This is a genomic window from Marinobacterium jannaschii DSM 6295, from assembly GCF_000620085.1.
GTDB lineage: Bacteria > Pseudomonadota > Gammaproteobacteria > Pseudomonadales > Balneatricaceae > Pontibacterium > Pontibacterium jannaschii.
Map to the genome: position 1 here is coordinate 1 of NZ_KK211066.1, position 20,369 is coordinate 20,369.

The following is a 20,369-nucleotide window of genomic DNA, read 5'->3' on the forward strand; positions in this document are numbered from 1 at the left end:
GCTCGCTTACAATGTGATCCGCCGGGAGGCCGCGCTGGCAGCCATCGCTTATCAGAGAACGCCAAGCGAGATAAGTTTTAAAGCGGCCTATTGTTACATTGCCAGCCAACTAATCGTGATGGCTCAGGCTCAGCCTGTATCCAAAACAGGGCAGCGATTAGCGAACTTAAGATCCGGCATAGGTGAGTTGTGCATCCACTACCGTCCCAGGCCTTCAAGACCCAGGACGGTGAAAATGAGCAAGACCCGCTATCCGGTTGATCGCAGTGCTGCCCCGCTTAAGTGAACGGCATTGCTACTTAGCAGTGGCTTTTTCTTTGTCTGCCCGGCCGCCGTTTCGTTTTATCGCCCTGGCATCCAGGCATAGCAGCTCGCCATCTGTCTTTAGCCAGAAACAGTCAAAGTCATTTGCCAGCTGCAGGTCCGCGGTGTAGATGGCTGCCGCTTCAGCCCGGATTTCATCGATACTGTTACCCCGTTTAGGTTCGCCTGCCTGATAACGCGGGCTGAAATGGGTCAGAATCAGGTGAGGTAATCCGACCGACTGTGCGAATGCCGCTACCCGGGCTGCCGAGCTATGCTGCGGCGCTTCACCAACCTGTTGCAGCACCGCTTCGGTATAGGTTGCCTCATGTACCAGTAATTCACATTCTGTGATGGCGTTTTTCAGCAACGACGGATCATCGTTATCACCGGCAATAATCAGGCTGCGTGCGCTACGGGCAGCCTCAGAGTAATCATTCCCGCGCAATAAACGGCCATCTGCCAGATAGACGTCCCGCCCTTTCTGCAACAAGCCCCACTCAGGCCCGGATGGAACGCCCTGCTGCTGAAGCAGCTCCTTGCGCAATCGGCGTGGCACGTTGTTCTCGGTAAAGCGGTAAGCATAACTGGCGACACGGTGATTTAAGGCGACCACCCTGATATCAAAGCCGGCAATACTCTGGTCATTACAATAGGACTCTACCGCGATAAAGCGAATCTCATAATTCAGCTGCATCTGTGTAATGCTGATAACAGCATTCAGGTATTGCTCAATCGCAGCGGGCGCAATAATCAGCAATGGCTCTGTTCGCCCGGACAACTGGGCAGAGGCCAGCAATCCCGGCAGGCCATAACAGTGATCACCATGGATATGGGTGATCAGCACGGCCTTCAGCTTCAGCGGTGATAGCGCAGTGCGCAGCAGCTGATGCTGGGTTGCTTCGCCGCAATCCACCAGAATCCAGTGCTTACTTCCTGCCTGCTGCAGCGCCGTAGCACTAACATTGCGCTGACGGCTGGGCGACCCGGAGGAGGTGCCCAGAAAAGTGATATACATAAACTCCCCTATCTAGCCGCCAGTAAAAGCACTAGAATCGCTGCTTTTCTGCGGAGTCACGCTATTGAACCAGGATAATAAGGGACTGACCTATGCCCTGACGGCTTACCTTATCTGGGGCAGCTTCGCACTGTTTTTCCATCTGCTGCGCCACATCCCCTCTGCGGAAGTGCTGGCTCATCGCATTATCTGGTCATTTGTGCTGGTGGCAGTCATCCTGAGCCTGAAATCGAACTGGCATGCCGTACTGCGTGCTTTGCGTGATCGGTCCCTGCTACTGCGTCTTATTGCATCATCCCTGCTGATTGCAATCAACTGGCTGGTCTATATCTGGGCGGTATCTCAGGGGCGCATTATCGATAGCAGCCTGGGATACTTTATTAATCCACTGGTCAGTGTTTTGCTCGCGACTATGTTCCTGAAAGAGTCCCTCAGCCGCGCCCAGCTTATCGCCGTAGTCCTGGCCCTGGTGGGGGTTATCTATCAGGTCCTGGTTAGCGGCAGCCTGCCCTGGATCGCCCTGGTACTGGCATTTTCTTTTGGTACTTATGGACTGATCCGCAAACAGACTGCCGTCGATACGGTAACCGGGCTGATGGTGGAGACGCTGGTATTACTGCCGCTGGCGCTGGGTTACTGGCTTTGGCTGCTTGGTACTGACACCAATCATTTTGATGCCGCTGCCAACGGCCTGTTACTGATCGCTGCCGGTATCATGACTGCGGTACCGCTGCTAGCCTTCGCTGCAGCGGCCAAGCATCTAAGTCTTACCGTGCTGGGCTTTATGATCTATATTGCACCGTCACTGCAGTTCCTGTCCGGCGTCTTCATTCTGGGCGATGAGCTATCAACCCAGCGACTGATCAGCTTTTGTTTTATCTGGTTGGCATTGATTATTTTCAGTGTGGATACCATCAGGCGAGTCCGGAAGCAGACCTGAACAAGCAGCCTCTGTTACAGACAAAAAAAGAGGCGCTTGCGCCTCTTTTTTTATTTAACAACTTAAGCCTGTTGGCAGTTGCACCGCTCAGGCAGAGCTGTCGCCCTCGGCCCTGTCACCACCGCTCTGGCGAGCGATAAACAAGTTCTCTTCAGCACGCTTAATCATGCTGGTTACAGAATCTTCCGGCCCTTCCAGGGTAGAGATACCCACACTGACAGTGAACTTCAGATCTCCTGTCTGGTACGGAATCTCCAGGGCATGCACCGCCTGCAATACGCGATTTGCAGCCAGCAGAGCCTGCTCCTGATTAGTCTCAGGCAGGAATATCGCCAGTTCATCATCTCCGAAGCGCGCCAGGAAATCGGCTGTACGTTTCAGGGCATGCAGAGAGGTAACCAGTTGCTGCAGGATCTGATCTCCCGCATCCCAGCCGTGCTCGTCGTTGATCGCCTTAAAGTGATCAATATCGATCAGCATCAGGGAGCATACCCAGTCGTAGCGCTGCGCCTGTGCCATCGCCTGGCCCAGCACCGGTACCAGAGAGCGCCGGTTAAAGGCACCGGTTAACGGATCACGCTGCGCCTGACTGGTAACCTTACGACTGAGGCGTTTCTGTACCGTAATATCCTGCATCAGCAATACAGATTCACTGAGATTGCCACCCAGTGTCATTTTCACCCAGATAGCTTCTGCCAGACCCGCCGCCTTTAATTCAGGCAACTGGATCGGCCTCAGCTGTGTTTCGATAGTTTCAGACTGCCCGGAGGTACGCACCCTATCCAGCATCGCATAGAGTTGTTTCACCAGATCGGCATTAAACAGCTCATCAAGACGTTTACCCTGAATATAATCAGCGTTCATCCAGCCGGCAGCACCCGGGGAGCAACTCTCTATTTCACCTTCAGATCCAATGTAAAAAACTGACTGCTCCATTGTACCCAGCAGTGTTTGCAGGCGATCCCTGGTGAGTCCCTGACCCTCAGACATCCGATAACTCCTCTTGTTGGTGCATCTACATCAAGGTTTATAGCACAGCCTAAGGATGATGTTCAGCCCTAACGCGGGAATAACTCCCTGATGGTAAGCAAATTTTTAGTCAACGAAGGCATCGCACCACACTCAGTATCACATCTGCCTTGCTATCAAAACAGCAGAGTATCCGGCTCTCTGCCAGCCTGTCCGCGGGATAATCGGCGCCCGATTCGACCAAAGCATTACGCCTGCATGCACAATTCATATTCATCAGCTTTCAGGAATTAATTATGCGCCAATACCGCAAAATATCCATTATTTGGCATCAACTATGCACTACTCTATCTCTAGAATATGCTCCATCGATTGGGCACCAGCCTGCAATGACAGCATCTCTGATATTGCGTGCAACTGCCTTTGATGAAGGTATCGCGGGAGCTTAATCCCGTGTGTCCCTGAATCTTTAAATCAGCTTGGCCGGATCACTTATTTGATCCGTTCGATACGGTTGCGTGTGGTATGTACTCGGGGTACTTATCTCATGTCGTCGGCATCTGGCAACGGGGCCGGATGCACCCAGAGCCGCCCACTCCCTCAGGCGGCTTTGTTAAGTCAATCTCTTTTTACGCACCGGCACTCTGAGGCCTTCGGAGTAGCCGGTCTTTTTTTGCCTGCCGTTTGCACTTTTCAGTGACCGCTGATGCATAATAAAACCTGCTTCACCTTCCCTTTCTGCCTCAGGTAAACGCTTGGTAATCATGTCAGAAGAACTGGATCATATCGATCGCAAGATCCTGCAGCTGCTACAGAAAGACGGCTCACTCTCGGCGACAGAGATCGCGGATAAAGTCGGCCTGTCTCAATCCCCCTGCTGGAGGCGTATCAACCGTCTGCAGGAGAGCGGCATTATTCGTGAGCGGGTTGCTCTGCTGGACCGGCAAAAGCTCGGACTGGGCATAGTGGTGATGGTCAATATCAAGCTGTCCAGCCACGGCTGGAAGATGCTGACCGAGTTTGAAGATGCGATTGTCGGATACCCCGAAGTCGTCGAGTGTTACACCATCACCGGCGGTATGGACTATGCCTTGCGGGTAGTTACGCGGGATATCGAAAGCTACGAGCACTTCATGCGCCGCAAGTTACTGCAGCTACCCCATATACTGGAAGCCCAGTCCTATATCACAATGACTGAAGTGAAGAACACCACCGAGCTGCCACTGAGCCATATCTGACCCTTAGTCATAGCTATGGCTTAAAGCAGCTGTATAAAGTAAAACGCCCGCATGAATGCGGGCGTTTTTTGTTCTGGCACAGTGCCGGAGGAAGCGAATCACTCAGCCGGTAATACGTAGTATTTCAGCGGCGGGAAGCCGTTGAACTCCACCGAGCTGTAACTGGTGGTATAAGCACCTGTCGATGTCCAGTAAAGGCGGTCACCGATCTCAAGGGACAGGGGCAGCTCATACTTGTGTGATTCGTACATTATATCCAGGCTGTCACAGGTTGGTCCCGCCAGGATGACCCCCTCAGCCTCTCCACTGCGCTCGGTAATAATCTGATACTTGATCGATTCTCCCATGGTTTCGATCAGTCCGTTAAACAGACCAACGTCGGTGTAGACCCAACGCTCCAGCGCAGTTGCCGACTTACGTGAAATCAGTACAACGTCAGACACCAGCACACCGGCATCAGCTACCAGCGAACGTCCCGGCTCAAGAATAATCTCAGGAATCTCGTCCCCGAAATCTTCCTTCAGGAAGCGGGTAATCTCCTCTACATAAACATCAAATTCATTCGTTTTGTAGAGATAGGTCGCAGGAAACCCACCGCCCATGTTGATCATCTTCAGGGCGATATCGAATTCATTCTTAAGGCGTTCGAAAATCACCTTAACCTTGGCAATAGCACCATCCCAGACATCAATATCGCGCTGCTGCGAACCGACATGGAAGGATACGCCGTATGGCTCCAGCCCAAGATCCCGTGCCAGCACCGCCAATTCGACCGCCATTTCAGGGTTACAGCCGAATTTGCGTGACAGCGGCCAGTCAGCACCTTCAGAGCCCTCTGTCAGAACACGAATATAGATCCGGGAACCCGGGGCATATTCGGCGATATTACGCAGATCGGCTTCCGAATCGGTGGCATAAAGGGATACACCCTTTTCATGGAAGTAGGCGATATCGGCACGCTTCTTAATGGTATTACCAAAGCTCATCCGCTCCGGCGCCACATCGTACTTCAGGACTTTGTCCAGCTCGTAGGTGGAAGCGATATCGAAGTTTGAGCCCTGCTCTGCCAGCATCGAGATAATCTCATCGGCCGGGTTGGCTTTTACGGCATAGTAGACATTGGCGTAATCAAAACCATTCACCAACTGATCATACTTGCGGCGAATATCGTCGATGTCCAATACCAGAAATGGCGTTTCTTTGTTCTCAGCAAACGTCTTAATGCGCTTCCACATCTCCGGACTGACGTGCTCCGGAAGAGAAAAGGTATTAGGTTCCAATGCGGTCGGATTCCTGCAGCGATTATTAATTCAGATAACAATAAGCCCACCAGTGGCACGGGCTCAATTTCGCGAAGTATAGAGCAACACTGTACCCGCGCAAGCTTTATTTGAGTGCTTTGAACGAGGCGCAGACGCTGGCCGTTCTGATCTTTATCTATTGCGACATCAAGTTTCCGAATCCGGCCGATCCGGCAGCGCTGCCGCTCCTTCAGCCTGGTATTTCAGAGAAACTCTACAGCCCCTGCCCCTGCGTAATAACCCGTTCAATCTCCGCAAAACTTTTGACTTCGTACATTACGTCAAAGCGTATTTTCAACAGTCGGGAAATATCACTGGCGGAGATCAACCCCCTGAGACGTTTGACACCGGCGTAGCTTTCATCGACCACCAGTGCATGCTGGTCTCCGGAGCCCTTGAGGGTAAGCATGACGTCGCCGATACGGGATTGCTGAATCTGCTCGTAGGTTAATGCACGGATATTTTCCTTGCGCAGCATAATATGCCGGATCTGAACCTGGTCCCGGCTCATACCGTGTGTTTCCATGATCGCCATCGGTTTATCGCCTACTAAATCGCCAGCCGTCACTATGCCGCTAAAGTTCCCCTGACCATCCACAGCCAGCAGTAACCGAACATGCTGGCTTTTCATATATTCCAGGGCATCACCGAGCCCACTGGTCTCTTCGATTGTGACGGGGCTAATCTTCGAAAAGTCGGTCATCACTCCGAGTGCCGGGCTGCGCAGATCGACCTTATCCTGCTCCCGTTCCGGTTTCAGCAGGAAATTGACTTCAGAGGCCCCTTGCAATCTGATGGGATAGAATTCCTGAAACATAACAGCTCCCTGTGTATTTATTGTCTATTCAGGATAGCTGCTGTTTCAGCGATTGGCGGCAGTTAGATAAGCCGATGCGGTCGAAGCCGCCGTCAGAAGAGTAGTATGAGCAACAGAAGCAGGCGCAGACAGTACATTCAGCTAAGCGGTGCGAGCAGCAATACCATGCCATCAGACCCGACAACTTCTACCCGGGCCCCCGGCGCCAGATCAGTTTCACAACGGACTTTCCAGTAGGTATCACCAATCATAACCTTACCCTCGCCCGCCTCTATAGCATCCGACAGTACGATTCTGCGACCCACCAGCTGGGCGGCCCGGTTATTCAGCAATGGCGCTGTAGTCGTGCGATTAAATTTCCGGAACATCACCCAATACAGCAGGGTGAAAACCACACTGAAAAGCGCGTACCACAGCAGTTGATGCTGCCAGTCCACAACCCACTCCATCACCAGCATAATCGCGAGTATCAGGGCGGCAGCCGCCAGCCCCAGCAGAAAGCCGGCAGCACCTGAGACCTCGGCAATCAGCAACACCGTCGCAATGATCAGCCAGTGCCAATGGGTAAGATCATTCAGTTCCATCTCTGCTCTCCCTTACTGATTGCGCGTGGAGTTGTTAAACAACTCTTTCATACCAGCCAGAGACCCGATCAGATCAGATGCCTCCAACGGCATCATGACTATCTTGCTGTTGTCAGCCGACGCGATATCCCGGATGGCGTCGGTGTACTTCTGGGCAATGAAGTAGTTCAGTGCCTGGCCGTTGCCCTGGGCGATGGCAGCAGAAACCACCTGGGTAGCCCGGGCTTCAGCTTCAGCAGCGCGCTCGCGCGCTTCCGCTTCCCTGAAGGCCGCTTCCTTCTCACCTTCAGCCCGCAAAATCTGCGCGCGCTTTTCACCTTCCGCCACCGCAATAGCAGCCTCACGCTCACCTTCGGCCGAAAGAATCGCAGCACGCTTCTCCCTTTCGGCCTTCATCTGATTCGCCATGGCATCCACAAGATCCTGCGGAGGGGCAATATCCCGGATTTCCACGCGGGTAACTTTCACTCCCCAGGGGTCGGTAGCTTCATCGACTTTACTTAGCAACTGGTTGTTGATCGCATCACGATTGCTCAGCATCTCATCCAGCTCCATCGAACCAAGTACAGCACGTATATTGGTCATTACCAGATTCTGCATCGCGCGGGTCAGATCGTTGACCTCATAGCTGGCCCGTGCAGCGTCCTGCACCTGAAAAAAGCATACGGCATCGGTAGTCACCATGGCGTTATCAGCGCTGATCACTTCCTGGGGAGGCACATCGAGCACCTGCTCCATCATGTTCTGCTTGAAACCAACACCATCGACGAAGGGGATAATAATATTGAGGCCAGGCATCAAAGTACGGGTAAAGCGGCCAAACCGCTCCACTGTCCAGTGGTGACCCTGAGGTACCATTTTGATACCGGAAAAGATAACGACCATTGCCAGCAACAGAATCGCGGCAACGGTGATTTCAAAGGCGAAGCCGAACACATCAAACTCCTTTTTTATGTTCTTAACTCATGCAGCTTGTCTCAGGGACACCTGCCGGGCTAAATCACTAACACGGAGATAAGATGGCTCTGAAGGCCAGAGGTGTTTCGGACTTATTTGCAGGGACCCTGAGTTCAAAGCTTCTCACAGCTTAGCCGGGAAATCACCTTTTGATAGGACTTTTTACTGAGACATTAAAGGCCGGGGAGTAAAAAACTCCCCTCGCTCATCAGTACCGCCTGACCACTCACATACACCGCCTCCACACCCGCTCTATCGGACACTACCCGGGTTGTAATGTAGGACGGCCGTCCCATCTCGACTCCCTGCTCAATCAGGTAGTGTTGCTCACCAGAAACGCTGTCGGTTATAGCCAGCGTCCCGGCCAGTGCCGCTGCTGCACTGCCAGTTGCCGGATCTTCGGGAATATTAAAACCGGGATCGAACATCCGGGCGCGAATATCAGCCTGCAGGCCCTGACGACAGAACAGATACACCGAACAGGCTTCAGCATCCCGCAGATATCTTCGCCACAGTGTAAGATCCAGTTCAGCTTCACTCACAGCCGCCAGATCTTTCAGCTCAATAAGCTGAAACGGCAGCCCGCAGTCACCTATTACCGGTTCAGCAACCACCTGCTCCGGTCTTAGCCCCAGCAATTCGGCCGCCTGCATCCTGCTCAGACCTGACGTGTTTACCCGAGGCAGCTGAGCAGTCTGAAAGCACGCCACAGCACGCTCCCTATCCAACACCACCGACACATCCCCGATACCTTCCTGCAATACAACGCGCTCACTCTCCGCGCTCAACCAGCCGAGTTTATCCAGCAGCAAGGCGGTTCCAACCGTAGGGTGACCTGCAAACGGAATCTCCGTCGTTGGCGTAAAGATCCGGACAGGCACTCTGCCTGCGTCCATTTCACCGGTGATAAACACGGTTTCTGAAAGATTCAGCTCGGTGGCTATCTGCTGCATCATTGTGGTATCCAGTGTCGCGGCATCGGTAAATACTGCTAACGGGTTACCTCCAAATGGCCTGTCGGTAAAGACATCCAGTGTGTAGTACTTAAATTTCTGCATCTTTCGTCACTCCTTGTTCAATCCCGTTATCCTGACCCTGTCCGGCACCACTACGACTCAGGGTTGCCAGAACGGCTTCGATGCCTCAGTCACGGCACTGCGGCGGCTCAAGCCTATATCTTTTAGCGCACAGTCATCCAGCTGTGCCAGTTGTCGACGTGACCGGCTACGCTGACGCAGGCGTTTAAAAAGCGCCAGTAGCTGGCGAAGAAACTCGATCGCTAACATGATGATCTCCTCGGTCTGTTGATCTTGAAGAATCATATTAGAGAAAGACTAAAAACCATTACAGATTCAGCCGAAACAAATTCAACCATGACAGTTGTTGCCGCCACCAATCTGTACTGCTACATTTCGAACATTCTGTCATGCTATAAATCAATTCATTATCGAACTGTCATGAATCTATACGAACGCGTTGCTGATGAAATAGCCAGCCGGATACAAGATGGCTACTATGCCTCAGGCGATAAGCTGCCCTCTATACGGGCAATGAGTCAGGAACACCATGTCAGTATCGCCACGGTGCAGGAAGCCTATCGTCTGCTGGAAGACCGCGGCCTGGCCCGGGCCCGGCCCAAGTCCGGCTACTATGTCACCGCACCCGCACCATCCCCTCAGCTTCCCGGCATCAGTCGCCCGGCGCAACGTCCGCTTGAAGTATCACAGTGGGATGAAGTGACCCGGCTGCTTTTCGCACCTCACAGCAACAGCCGGCAGATTCTGGGACGCGGACTGCCTGATGTCGAGACAGCTTCGCTGAAGCCGTTGCAGAAGCTGATGAGCGATATCAGCCGCAATATAGGCGCACGCGGACTGATCTATGACGATCTTCGCGGTGTTGAAGAGCTACGGATACAGATTGCCCGCATCATGGTCGATTCAGGATGCCGACTACATCCTGATGACCTGATCGTGACTTCCGGCTGTCAGGAAGGCCTTTCCATCAGCATGCGAGCCGTGACAAAACCCGGTGATGTGATCGCCGTGGACTCTCCCGGATTCTACGGTTCGATGCAGACCATACGCGCCAACGGTCTCAAGGTCATAGAAATTCCCACCCACCCCGAAACAGGTATCAGCATCGAGGCACTGGAGCTGGCCCTGGAACAATGGCCGATCAGTACCATTCTGGTGGTACCCACCTATAATAACCCGCTTGGCTACTGTATGCCGGACGAAAGGAAGCAGGCCTTGCTGAAGCTTGCCGAGCGTTATGATCTGGCGATTATCGAAGATGATATCTATGGTGACCTCGGTTACAGCTACCCCCGCCCCAGGACGCTGAAATCCTTCGATACCGAGGGCCGGGTTCTGATGTGCAGTTCGTTTTCGAAGACGCTGGCACCAGGCCTGCGGGTCGGCTGGGTCGCCCCCGGCCGCTTCCGGGAGCAGGTACTGCACCAGAAATATGTATCTACCGCTGGCAGCTCATCGATCCCTCAGCTGGCTGTCGCTGAGTTTATTGCCCAGGGGTACTACGAACGCCATCTTCGCAAAGTTCGCCAGCAGTACCAACGTGCGCGGGACAGCGTTATCCCATGGATAGAGAACTATTTTCCGTCAGGAACCCGAATGACCTGCCCCCAGGGAGGGTTCCTGCTCTGGATCGAACTGCCGGAAACCGTGGACTCCGTCACTCTTAACAGCCGTGTGATGCAGTACCAGATCCAGATCGCTCCCGGCGTCATCTTTTCCGCATCCGGTAAGTACCGTAACTGCATCCGGCTAAACTATGCCTTCCCTCCTGACGACAACTATCATGCCGCAATCAAACGGGTTGGCGACATTGCCACGGAGCTGGCAAATCATTCAGCAAACGATCAATCAGCGCCCGGGGGCTGACGCCGGGCCAGCGCCACCAACGCCTGACCAAAGGCCAGGCCACCATCATTGGCTGGCAGACGATTCTGACTGAAAACAGTCAGGCCTTCTGAATCCAGCGCCTGCCGCAAAGCCCCATGTAGCAGGCGGTTTTGCATGACACCGCCACTTAGCGCTACATGCTCGAAGTGGTGACGATTGCGCAGCACCAGCACCATCGCCGTTAACGCCTTGACCAATCCCAAGTGAAAGGCCATTGCGACCTCCTGCCGGGGCCGCCGGACTCTCAGATCCTGAATGATCTGCGGCCACAGAGGCCGCCAGTCCAGTAGCAGAACATCATCAGTATCATCAAGATCAAGCTGATAGGGATCGACCGCCTGCAGGCAGCCTGCGGCCAATGCTTCCAGTTCGATCGCAGCCTGCCCCTCATAGCTGATCGAGGAGAAACTACAATCCAGTGCAGCGGCAACAGCATCGAATAGGCGTCCACATGAACTGGCAGCCGGAGCATTCAGCTGCTTATCAATCATCCGTGCCAGCGTTGCACAGGGTTTCGACGCCAGATCAGGCCAGGTATCAGGGGCTGACTGCAGCTGCTCAGGCGTCAGACTTTGCCGCAACTGGGAGTAGAGACAACGCCAGGGCTCCCTGATCGCATTAGTACCGCCGGCAAGCTCGAAAGGCCTTAGTGAGCCAAGGCGCCTGGATTGACGATAATCTGCCAGCAGAAGCTCACCTCCCCAGATAGCGCCATCATCACCGAACCCAAGGCCATCGAGACAGATACCCAGGACAGCTTCTCCATCCTGCGGGTAGGCATTCTCCCCCAGACAACTGGCAATATGGGCATGATGATGCTGCACTTGGACCAGCGGAATATGTTGCTCAGCGGCCATCGCCAAGCCATATTTTGTCGACAGGTATTCCGGATGCTTATCCATTGCCACCAGACCCGGCCGATGCTGATAGAGTTCACAGTAGAGGTCAATTGTCTCCTCAAAGGCGCTGTAGGTCCTGGCATCTTCCAGATCCCCGAGATGCTGGGACAGTATTGCCTGATCCTGCTGCACCAGACAGATTGTGCTTTTTAACTCTCCCCCCAGTGCGAGCAACGGTGTATCAACTTTAAAACCGGGCGGTAGCAGCAACGGCTCCGGCGCAGCCCCGCGGGCGCGACGCAGGTAGCGTGCGCGCCCCTCTTCAAGCTGCACCACTGAATCATCCACGCGGCTGTAAATTACCCTGTCATGCATAAGAAACAGATCGGCAATGGATGACAGTTGCTGTAGCGCCTCGTCATTATCAATACACTGAGGAGCCCCTGCCGGATTACCCGACGTCATCACCAGAGGATAGGAGACTCCGGTCAGTAACAGGTGATGCAGCGGTGTATAGGGCAACATAAACCCCAGGCGCGGAATCCCCGGTGCTACAGCGTCCGCAACGCCTGCCCCACCAATATCGGCACGGTCTAACAACACAACCGGCGCAACCCGCGAGCTGAGCAGCTCTCGGGCATGGTCACTGAGCTTTACATAACGCGAAACTACATCAGTATCCGCCGCCATCAGTGCAAAGGGTTTAGCCGGACGGCATTTTCGCAGCCGCAACGTTCTGACCGCCTCTTCATTGGTTGCATCGCAAACGAGATGAAATCCCCCCAGGCCTTTAATTGCGACGATCGTACCCGCTGCGATACGCTGCTGCAGGACAATAAACGGATCATCCACATCGAGCCATTTACCGTTCTTATCCAGTAAACAGACCTTGGGCCCGCATTTTGCGCAGGCATTAGGCTGAGCATGAAAGCGCCGGTCTGCAGGATCTTCATACTCCTGCTGACAGGCCGGACACATAGCAAACTCAGACATCGTGGTATTTGACCGATCATAGGGGATGCCCCGCGTGATACTGAATCTGGGACCGCAGTGAGTACAATTGATAAACGGGTAGCCAAAGCGACGATCTGCAGGGGTGGATAATTCGGCAAGACAAGCACTGCAGGTCGCGGCATCTGGAACGCTACCCGTTTCGACACCCCCCTGCTGGCTGGCTATGATACTAAATCCGCTTTCACTAATGGTCGCATCGGTCGTACTGATATCAAGGCTCGTTAGCCGGGCCAGAGGCGGCAGCTCTGCCTTTAGCAACTCAACAAACTGATCAACCTCAGCCGGGAATGCCCGTAACTCTATAAGTACACCACTGGCATCATTACGGACGCTTCCAGACACATTCAGGCGACGGGCTATTTGCCAGACAAACGGCCGGAATCCCACCCCCTGTACGAGTCCGCGAACTCTTATTTGATAAGCTTGTCTAAAAACTGCCATGGGTTCGATACCGTCCGGTTCAGAATAGATTTGATACCTGCATTGAGCGCGATTTTTTAAGCTGGCTTTAAATTATGCAGATTATGATCTTTACTTATTCAGTACTTACTGGCCGAACAGCTGTATAACAAACAACCAGATCGGTTAAAAATTTTATATTAGCGGATTGATCGGTTATTATACCGGTGACTGGCAAAAAACAGCCAAGACACCCCGAACATTCCTTAAAATTCATAATAATTAACTGTCAATACCCTTTCACGATCGACCTAGTCATTTTGGCAATATAAGGCCTGTTCTGGAAGCGATATTCAGTTATGAGATTATTTAGCAGACACAGATGAGTAGTAATGACATTACTGAGTGGCTGATGTCACTCGACAATGAACAACTTGATCGTGTACAGGAAGTACTACAAAAGAAAATTGTAGAAAAAAAGGAATTTGAAGCGGCTCAAAAAGAAAAGAAAATGCGCTCGGTTCCCAACTACACCAGCAAAGTAGAGGACCTTGCGGAACTTCAGGGGCTGGATTTAAGCGGATTGATGCGAGAAATAGCAAGACGCTGAGTTATTCCTGATTTTGGCGGGTTGCACGCGCAGCCATTTTCCGCATTTTGACAGCGCTGTTTCACTGCATACCCGCTCACTCTTTTCTAAGACAGCAATCGCGACCGCCACAAGGTTTAGCTACGGCGCTGACTCGCCTGTACGCAGTGCCTGTACATAGTGATAGTACCCGGATATCTCCGTACACCTCCGGTACTGAGTGAAGTAATAAACTGCTCTCTCAAAACTGCACACATCGATAATCATTTTCGCCAATTTCTGCCAAGCCCGTCAGAACGACTTACATTAAGACCACCGCTGAATCATTCAGCAGTTATTCTGTACTGACAATGTCCAACAGACCTGCAGGCCTTCTGCCATGAAGTCATGGACGCAGCCTGTGGCTCAAAGTGATCCAAATCAAGCATCACCCCATCCTTCCGCCCGATTAAAATAAGCGTTTGATTTTTTTTTGATAGCCGCTAAAGTGGCTAACTGTCTGGCCGATAGCCAAACATACGTTTGAAAGACTTTCTGAAATCGAAAGATCCTCTCACGACAAGGGCAAACCTCAAGCAATTGAGGGACGCAAAGCCACGGGTCCCAAGCGGATGGCCGGGTTACCGAAGGGAGAAAGTTCCGGACAAGTAAGTCGAGGGATCTTTCCGCATTAAGTATTTGCGGAGATAAAGATGCTTACCCAATCAGCCCCGGTTATCTGTGGACTACCTCGTGGCAGATCTGCAGCAGTGACTGTATTTCTCGTCGCGCTGGGCTTCAGCAGCATGCTCTATAGTAGCCACAGCCTCGCTCATGAAGGCTGCTTGTCCGAGTGTACCGATTGCAATCGGTTTACATCCACAACACCACCCGATTCCGGCGCGAGCCACGGTATACACTTCTGCCAGGGCGATGGAATGCCGGAGAATCACTACGCTGCCGACGAACCGGCACGCAAACAGCAGGGGCTGACAAAAGCCCAACGAGCGGCACTGCTTAAGCTGTTTGCAGCGATCGCACGCCACCAATAGCACTGTAATTGAATCCGGAAAACCGGATGTAGCCTCCCCTTGCAGGCACACCCCTTCAATTATCTGTGCCTGCACCTCCAGAACACAGCGCCTGAGCGTGCTGTGATTCTGGACCTCTTATCAGATATACCGCCGTTCTGACTGTCCATGGACGCTTTCAGCTTCAGGCCGGGTAGATAGATGCTTCTCTTATCAGATGAAATTTCTAGTGCCCCGGGTCTTTTCATGTGTCACGTTCTTTGAAACGATAAGCCCTAAGCAGCTAACCCTGCAGATTTCTGCAACCAGCCGGGATATCTTCCTACGTTTCGGATAGCTGTCTCATAATATAACTGCAGCTTTACAACCTGGATATGAGCGAAATGACTTCCAATACCCGCGGATTTTCACTTCCAGAGGATCTGAGCCTCGCCCTTCAAACTGCGCAAACGCAATCGCTGAACCATTTCAGGACCGAAATGACAGCACAACTTCTGCTGATTGCTGCACTCGCCCTGCTTGGCTACTTCTTTGTACCCTATGCAGAGACAATCAGTGGCGCCCTGTCGACAGCGATCTACCCGTTTACCGTCTGCTATCTGGTCCTTTTCAGCTTGTTGCAGCTGTCCTATAAGTCTTACCGTATTCCTGAAGCGCTGCAGCAACTGCTGGGTCAGTGGCTGCGCGGAGGCATTGTTGCAATGGCCGCTACGCTCGCGGCTTCCAGTATCGTGCTGGAGCTGGCGCTTAATGATCTTGTGCAGGCGAAGGTTCGCATTCTGGTCGGCCTGACCATCATTGGCCTGGCTTACGCCTATGTTACAGCCTATATCAGCCACTTTGCCGCAGCTCTTCAGTCTGATCAGGTTAGCACTAAGTCCCGCACTTATAGCGCTCTCATGGTTGTTATTACAATTTTCCTGCTCAACCTGATCGTACCGCTGGCGTAAACAAACCAGGAGTACCGGATACAAAGCCATCACCAAGATCTGAATCCGGTGCTCCGAATCAAAGGCAAATAGGGCTGAATAAGCTGACAGGCCTTTGATAACCTTAAGTTGTCAAAACGCCGGAGATAAACAGGAGTAGCTGGCGCTGCAAGGAGGCGCATACATACGTATACAGCAGCATTCCATGAACAAGAGAATAAAGCGAAGAATCCGGCGATCAGAAGATTTCTGGTATGGACTCCATAACATTTCATTAATGCCAATCAGGATGAAAGCAGCACCGGAGCACTCTCTTCCCTGCTCAGCAGGTCCCATCCGCGATCCGCATTAAATTCCCAATAGGCGTTACACCTGGGGCAAAAATAAATGGTACTGACACCCGGTATATTACTGATGGTACGCAGCTTACAATTACAATCCGGCGCAGGATGGTGAAGATCCTTAACAGCCTCGTCCTGAGGCAATTTGAAAGAACTCATTGATTTAACGTCCATGTTATGGGTTAGCAAGCCAGAGTATATCCTTTTACTTCTGTTATAGATATATCGACAGGTAGCACATACTCCCTCACATAGTTATACGTCTGACGCTGTTTTTAGCGATATCCTAGCGCGCCCGCATGAAGCGCCCACTCTGCCCCAGCCGGACTCAGCTAATCCAGCCTGCACTGAAGTCGAATTCCCGACGCCTCATCAGAGCAGGACAGGATACTTAACCGGTGCGTGGTAATCCCCCGTGCATAAAGCGCCTCTGATAAATCTGTAAGTTCGGATACAAACTGATGACAGTGATCATCTTCGGACAGCATATTTAACACCCTGACCGTCAGAGATGTGACAGAACGCCCCTCTTCTCCTGTCAAGCGATCCTCTGTAGTTTGCCCGATGGAATCGAAACCCCGCAGGACTTCAATCCGGTAACGGCGGCCTACCGCTACGAATATTCTTTGCAGATCATGATGGCAACCCAGTAAGTTGATACGACTACTTCGACTGAACTGAGGCATTGAAAGCCCCCCCTGAGGTTACAAGCGCCAAACCAGAATCAGTCCTGCCCAGTTACCTCAAGCATAGCTCAGCATCTGCCAGCGGGGGATCTCTCAACCTCCACCAGCCAGGAAACCTGTCAGCAGGCCGCATGACGGAGCACTCACGAGCGACAAGGCTGCGTCTCAAAGACAAAGCCGCTCCGAACTCAGGTGGATCACCCCTGGGGCTGATCCGCGCCGGGCATTTCTGCTGCTTTTATTCCGGATTCAACCACTTCCCCTACCTCTGGCTCCGGAAGCACGAGTTCCAACACCTGGGAAATATCTCTTCGCTCAGGAATCAGATCATCGGGTCGGCCCATATCTCCGAGACTGTAGTCACACACACCCTGAGGAAATACGGTTTTTAACGTTGCCAGATAGGGCTGCAGATCCTGGTCTCCGTAAACACCACCCTCTATCGCCTGCTCTATCGGCTGCAGATGGCACTTGAATACATCACCCTTGATGCTGTCACCCGCAACCTGGCGACTCTGCTCATAAATCGGATATGTGCTGCTACAAAGCCCCTCAGGACGATTATTCCAACGCCCGTCCCAGACTGTATTCCCTGTAGCAATCAGCTTGCCCTGATGGTCAAAACAGGCGTCCGCCCAATCAGCGGCCACCTGGCTATCCGTGCCGAGCAGGCGACGATCCAGCAACTCGAGGGCTTCGGTGATCGGAGAGTGGGGCCGGCGGGTTACCCAGATCAGCTGATTATCCGCATGCCCCTGGAATTCGATCAGCCGTTGCCGAGTGGCAAATGAGGCAAAGCTATGGTGCATATCGAGCTGGTCATCCAGATAGTGACGAATATCGATAACCGGAATATCCAGCTTACCGATAAACACCTGCCCGGAACGATATGCGGCCTGCATCGCCTTAAGGCTACCGCTCTGGCGTGGTGCCGCTGCCGCGGAACCCTCAGGAACCAGGCGCATATTGTGCTCACTCCAGGGGGAGAACTGATAAAGCGCCGTTCCCGGCCCGGAACTCAGGTGCCAGTACCTGGTACCCTCCATCTCCTGAGGTGGCTTCCAGCTACCTATATTCCGGTTGAGATGGATAAATTCATCAATACTGATCTCCCCACCACGCAATCCGTTTAAGCCGTACTGCACTCCCACGTTATCCCAGGTAGAGTTGGCATAACCAAAGGCATCAGTCCCGAACAGGTATTTCAGGTCATCCCAGTAAGTCCAGTGCGTACTGTGACGCACCGCCGGAGAGTAGCGGTAAAAGTGGGGGTGGTAGCGTGGGTTGTTAACCAGTTGGGTGAGGCCGCGCCAGGACTGAGTGCACTCGGAGCTACCCCTGAAATAATTGGGTCGCAGACCTTTAAAGATCAGCGCCAGATCATAGAGGAAGAAGCGTGGACTGCGTTGCCCTTCGCTGGCCTTCATCCCTTCGATCAGGCTGCGCTGTTCCCAGCTGCGCCAACGTTCGTTATCTGCCGCCGTCACATCGAAATAATACGCCAGTAACTCACAGTCAAATACATAGGTGGTCTGGGTAATCATATCGGGATAGGAATACAGCGGAATCGCTGCATCTATAAGATCCGGGGTATTCTGGCCGATCAGGTACTGCTGTATCGCACCGCCCGATCCCCCTATACCTACAGTATAAAGATCCTCCCCATACAGGGCATTAAACTGACGCTTCACCCGGAGAGCCGTTTCCTCAGCCAGCCAGGTGTTGTAATGATTGCTGGTCTGATTGGCGCTGGAGTACGCGACGGCAAAGCCCCTGCCCAGTTCCCGGTGACGCCGGTGTAATACATCAGTAGGGGTTGCCCTGCCCTGTACTTTGCCAATCCCCACACCGCCGCGGAACTGGTAAATAAGCCGCTGGTTCCAGTTAGAGCCATCGGCCGTAGGGGCTGCTTCTCCCTCCCCCTTCAGGGCAGCAATTACGTAGATAAAACGGTTGATACTACCGGTCTCCACCCGGACCACGTAGGGCACCTCACGACCATCAACATTCGCAACCGCAATGTCATCCGCGGCGTCCTCCAGCGGAAAAAACAGATCAGTCCCGATGCGATTGTAATAATAGGCAACCCGGGTTTTCAGCAGACAATCCCTGGAGTAACCGACAACTTCATCGGTCTTCTTACCGTCAATCTCGCGGTAAACAGCGGTGCCCTCTCCGTCCTGGTTATCCACCAGCGGCTGTCCCAGGCCAGAGTCCTCGGTCCGGCAGTAAAACGGATACTGTGCCGGACCGGCATAAAGGTGCTCTGAGGGCCCGGTTTCACCAACGGGAATCGGATAGCTGAAAGGATCTGCTACACGTCCGACGGAACCGGGATGCGGCCCGGTGTAAGGAGGAATATTCAGCGGATAGACACTGTCCGCCGGCAAAGCCTCGACAATATTATCCACTGACTTTGTATCTGTACTTTGCGGGTAAAACAGCAAAAAACCAGCACCAGAAACGACTAACAGCAGCAACACCGTCAGCACCATCCGCCAGGAACAGAAGCCAGGATTACCCCAACGAACCTTTAAGTTGCCCACAACGATCACCCGAAGATTCTTATATATTTACTCAATATTCTAGTCTCAGGCTGATTCAACTCGCCAATTGGTCGAAGCATATACCGCATAACTCAGTAAATTGACCGATAAACCGGGCTTCTTATTCAGCAATGGACTCTTTGCCGTGATAAACTCCGCGCGTCTCCTTCACCACATTCCATTGACAAGGACCTATTCATGAAGAAGCTGATCTGTGCGGCCCTATCCGGCCTTTCAATTATGGCTGCGCCACTCAGTGCCCACGCAGACTTAATCGGAGTATACGCAGGCGCTAATTACTGGAATGCAGCCGCTGATGGTTCTATTGCATCTGCCGACAAAACCGCTGCGGAATTCGACTTTGATACCGAAGGTCAGAATATGTTCTACGTAGCGATTGAGCATCCGGTACCGCTGGTACCAAACTTCAAAATCCGCCACACCAATATGGTCAGCGACGGTAGCGCAAACGTTACAGGCTTTGAATTTAATAACGTGACCTTTAATGGCGACGTTGACACTAAGCTGGATCTGACCCATACCGATTTCGTGCTTTACTACGAGCTGCTGGATAACGTCGTCAGCCTGGATCTGGGTCTGAATGTTAAATACCTGGACGGCTTCGCTGAAGTTTCCTCTTCCAGTGAAACAACACGCGTTGACCTGACCGCGCCAATCCCGATGGCTTATGCTTCCGTTGAGGGTATGCTGCCATTTACCGGATTCAGTGCGAAAGCAGAAGCCAACCTGCTCAGCATCGATGACAGCGAAATCAGCGATTTCCAGGCTGAAATTAAATATGACGTTATCGACAATATCGCTCTGGACCTCGGTGTCACCGTTGGCTACCGCCGCCTGTCTATCAAGCTGGACGACATTGACGATATCGACTCCGACCTGACTTTTTCCGGCCCTTACGTCGGCCTGGAAGCTCACTTCTGATACTGTGATCGTCCGTTGAAAAT

At 52.7% G+C, this 20,369-nt stretch carries 16 protein-coding genes, 1 pseudogene and 1 riboswitch; of the genes and pseudogenes, 7 read left to right on the forward strand and 10 right to left on the reverse strand.

All coding sequences use genetic code 11. The features are described 5' to 3' along the window. Nucleotides 1-286 (forward strand): annotated as a pseudogene (locus tag Q354_RS0119200) (IS4 family transposase); the annotation flags it as partial. Nucleotides 287-295: 9 nt separating this feature from the next. On the opposite strand, the gene Q354_RS26525 reads toward Q354_RS0119200, so the two are convergent. Beyond that, the gene (locus Q354_RS26525; RefSeq protein ID WP_051560369.1) at nt 296-1,321 is read right to left on the reverse strand and encodes an MBL fold metallo-hydrolase; all 1,026 of its coding nucleotides are present in this window, start codon (nt 1,319-1,321) and stop codon (nt 296-298) included. Between the two features lie 64 nt (nt 1,322-1,385). Between Q354_RS26525 and rarD the strand changes: the two genes are divergently transcribed. Continuing rightward, nucleotides 1,386-2,261 (forward strand): EamA family transporter RarD, encoded by an 876-nt coding sequence (gene rarD, locus Q354_RS0119210; RefSeq protein WP_027859024.1) that lies wholly within the window; start codon nt 1,386-1,388, stop codon nt 2,259-2,261. Between the two features lie 87 nt (nt 2,262-2,348). Here the strand turns inward: rarD and Q354_RS0119215 are convergent, their stop codons facing one another. Further along, nucleotides 2,349-3,251, reverse strand: a complete 903-nt coding sequence (locus tag Q354_RS0119215; RefSeq protein WP_036230777.1) for a GGDEF domain-containing protein — start codon at nt 3,249-3,251, stop codon at nt 2,349-2,351. A 743-nt stretch (nt 3,252-3,994) separates the two neighbouring features. On the opposite strand from Q354_RS0119215, the gene Q354_RS0119225 reads away from it, so the two are divergent. Further along, a complete protein-coding gene (locus Q354_RS0119225) occupies nt 3,995-4,468 on the forward strand; it encodes an Lrp/AsnC family transcriptional regulator (protein ID WP_027859026.1) in 474 nt (157 codons plus the stop codon). A gap of 98 nt (nt 4,469-4,566) precedes the next feature. Here Q354_RS0119225 and Q354_RS0119230 read toward each other — a convergent pair whose 3' ends face one another. The 6 genes from Q354_RS0119230 to Q354_RS26530 all read right to left on the reverse strand — a co-directional run bounded on the left by Q354_RS0119230 (nt 4,567) and on the right by Q354_RS26530 (nt 9,413). Beyond that, a complete protein-coding gene (locus Q354_RS0119230; protein WP_027859027.1) occupies nt 4,567-5,748 on the reverse strand; it encodes a type III PLP-dependent enzyme in 1,182 nt (393 codons plus the stop codon). A 235-nt stretch (nt 5,749-5,983) separates the two neighbouring features. Beyond that, on the reverse strand, nt 5,984-6,586 hold the full coding sequence (locus Q354_RS0119235) for a CBS domain-containing protein (protein ID WP_027859028.1): 603 nt from the start codon (nt 6,584-6,586) through the stop codon (nt 5,984-5,986). A 137-nt stretch (nt 6,587-6,723) separates the two neighbouring features. Beyond that, nucleotides 6,724-7,170 (reverse strand): NfeD family protein, encoded by a 447-nt coding sequence (locus tag Q354_RS0119240; protein ID WP_027859029.1) that lies wholly within the window; start codon nt 7,168-7,170, stop codon nt 6,724-6,726. Between the two features lie 12 nt (nt 7,171-7,182). Beyond that, nucleotides 7,183-8,106 carry an SPFH domain-containing protein gene (locus Q354_RS0119245; protein WP_036230788.1) on the reverse strand — a complete coding sequence of 308 codons (924 nt, stop codon included), beginning with the start codon at nt 8,104-8,106 and terminating at the stop codon, nt 7,183-7,185. Between the two features lie 194 nt (nt 8,107-8,300). Continuing rightward, nucleotides 8,301-9,185, reverse strand: coding sequence for a PhzF family phenazine biosynthesis protein (locus Q354_RS0119250; protein ID WP_027859031.1), 885 nt, complete (start codon nt 9,183-9,185; stop codon nt 8,301-8,303). Between the two features lie 57 nt (nt 9,186-9,242). Then, nucleotides 9,243-9,413 carry a DUF1127 domain-containing protein gene (locus Q354_RS26530; protein WP_084332694.1) on the reverse strand — a complete coding sequence of 57 codons (171 nt, stop codon included), beginning with the start codon at nt 9,411-9,413 and terminating at the stop codon, nt 9,243-9,245. Between the two features lie 171 nt (nt 9,414-9,584). Between Q354_RS26530 and Q354_RS0119260 the strand changes: the two genes are divergently transcribed. Next, nucleotides 9,585-11,030: an aminotransferase-like domain-containing protein gene (locus tag Q354_RS0119260; protein WP_027859032.1), complete on the forward strand. Its 1,446-nt coding sequence runs from the start codon at nt 9,585-9,587 to the stop codon at nt 11,028-11,030. Here the strand turns inward: Q354_RS0119260 and hypF are convergent. Further along, on the reverse strand, nt 11,009-13,345 hold the full coding sequence (hypF, locus tag Q354_RS0119265; RefSeq protein WP_027859033.1) for a carbamoyltransferase HypF: 2,337 nt from the start codon (nt 13,343-13,345) through the stop codon (nt 11,009-11,011). The genes Q354_RS0119260 and hypF overlap by 22 nt on opposite strands. Before the next feature lie 340 nt (nt 13,346-13,685). On the opposite strand from hypF, the gene Q354_RS0119270 reads away from it, so the two are divergent. Beyond that, nucleotides 13,686-13,913, forward strand: coding sequence for a hypothetical protein (locus Q354_RS0119270; RefSeq protein ID WP_027859034.1), 228 nt, complete (start codon nt 13,686-13,688; stop codon nt 13,911-13,913). A 532-nt stretch (nt 13,914-14,445) separates the two neighbouring features. Further along, nucleotides 14,446-14,520, forward strand: a riboswitch (cyclic di-GMP riboswitch). Nucleotides 14,521-15,381: 861 nt separating this feature from the next. Further along, nucleotides 15,382-15,852, forward strand: a complete 471-nt coding sequence (locus tag Q354_RS0119280; RefSeq protein WP_027859035.1) for a hypothetical protein — start codon at nt 15,382-15,384, stop codon at nt 15,850-15,852. A 1,203-nt stretch (nt 15,853-17,055) separates the two neighbouring features. Here Q354_RS0119280 and Q354_RS26535 read toward each other — a convergent pair. Next, on the reverse strand, nt 17,056-19,404 hold the full coding sequence (locus tag Q354_RS26535; protein WP_156948432.1) for a DUF6351 family protein: 2,349 nt from the start codon (nt 19,402-19,404) through the stop codon (nt 17,056-17,058). Between the two features lie 198 nt (nt 19,405-19,602). On the opposite strand from Q354_RS26535, the gene Q354_RS0119290 reads away from it, so the two are divergent. Next, nucleotides 19,603-20,346, forward strand: a complete 744-nt coding sequence (locus Q354_RS0119290) for a TIGR04219 family outer membrane beta-barrel protein (RefSeq protein ID WP_027859036.1) — start codon at nt 19,603-19,605, stop codon at nt 20,344-20,346. The last annotated feature ends 23 nt before the right edge of the window (nt 20,347-20,369 follow it).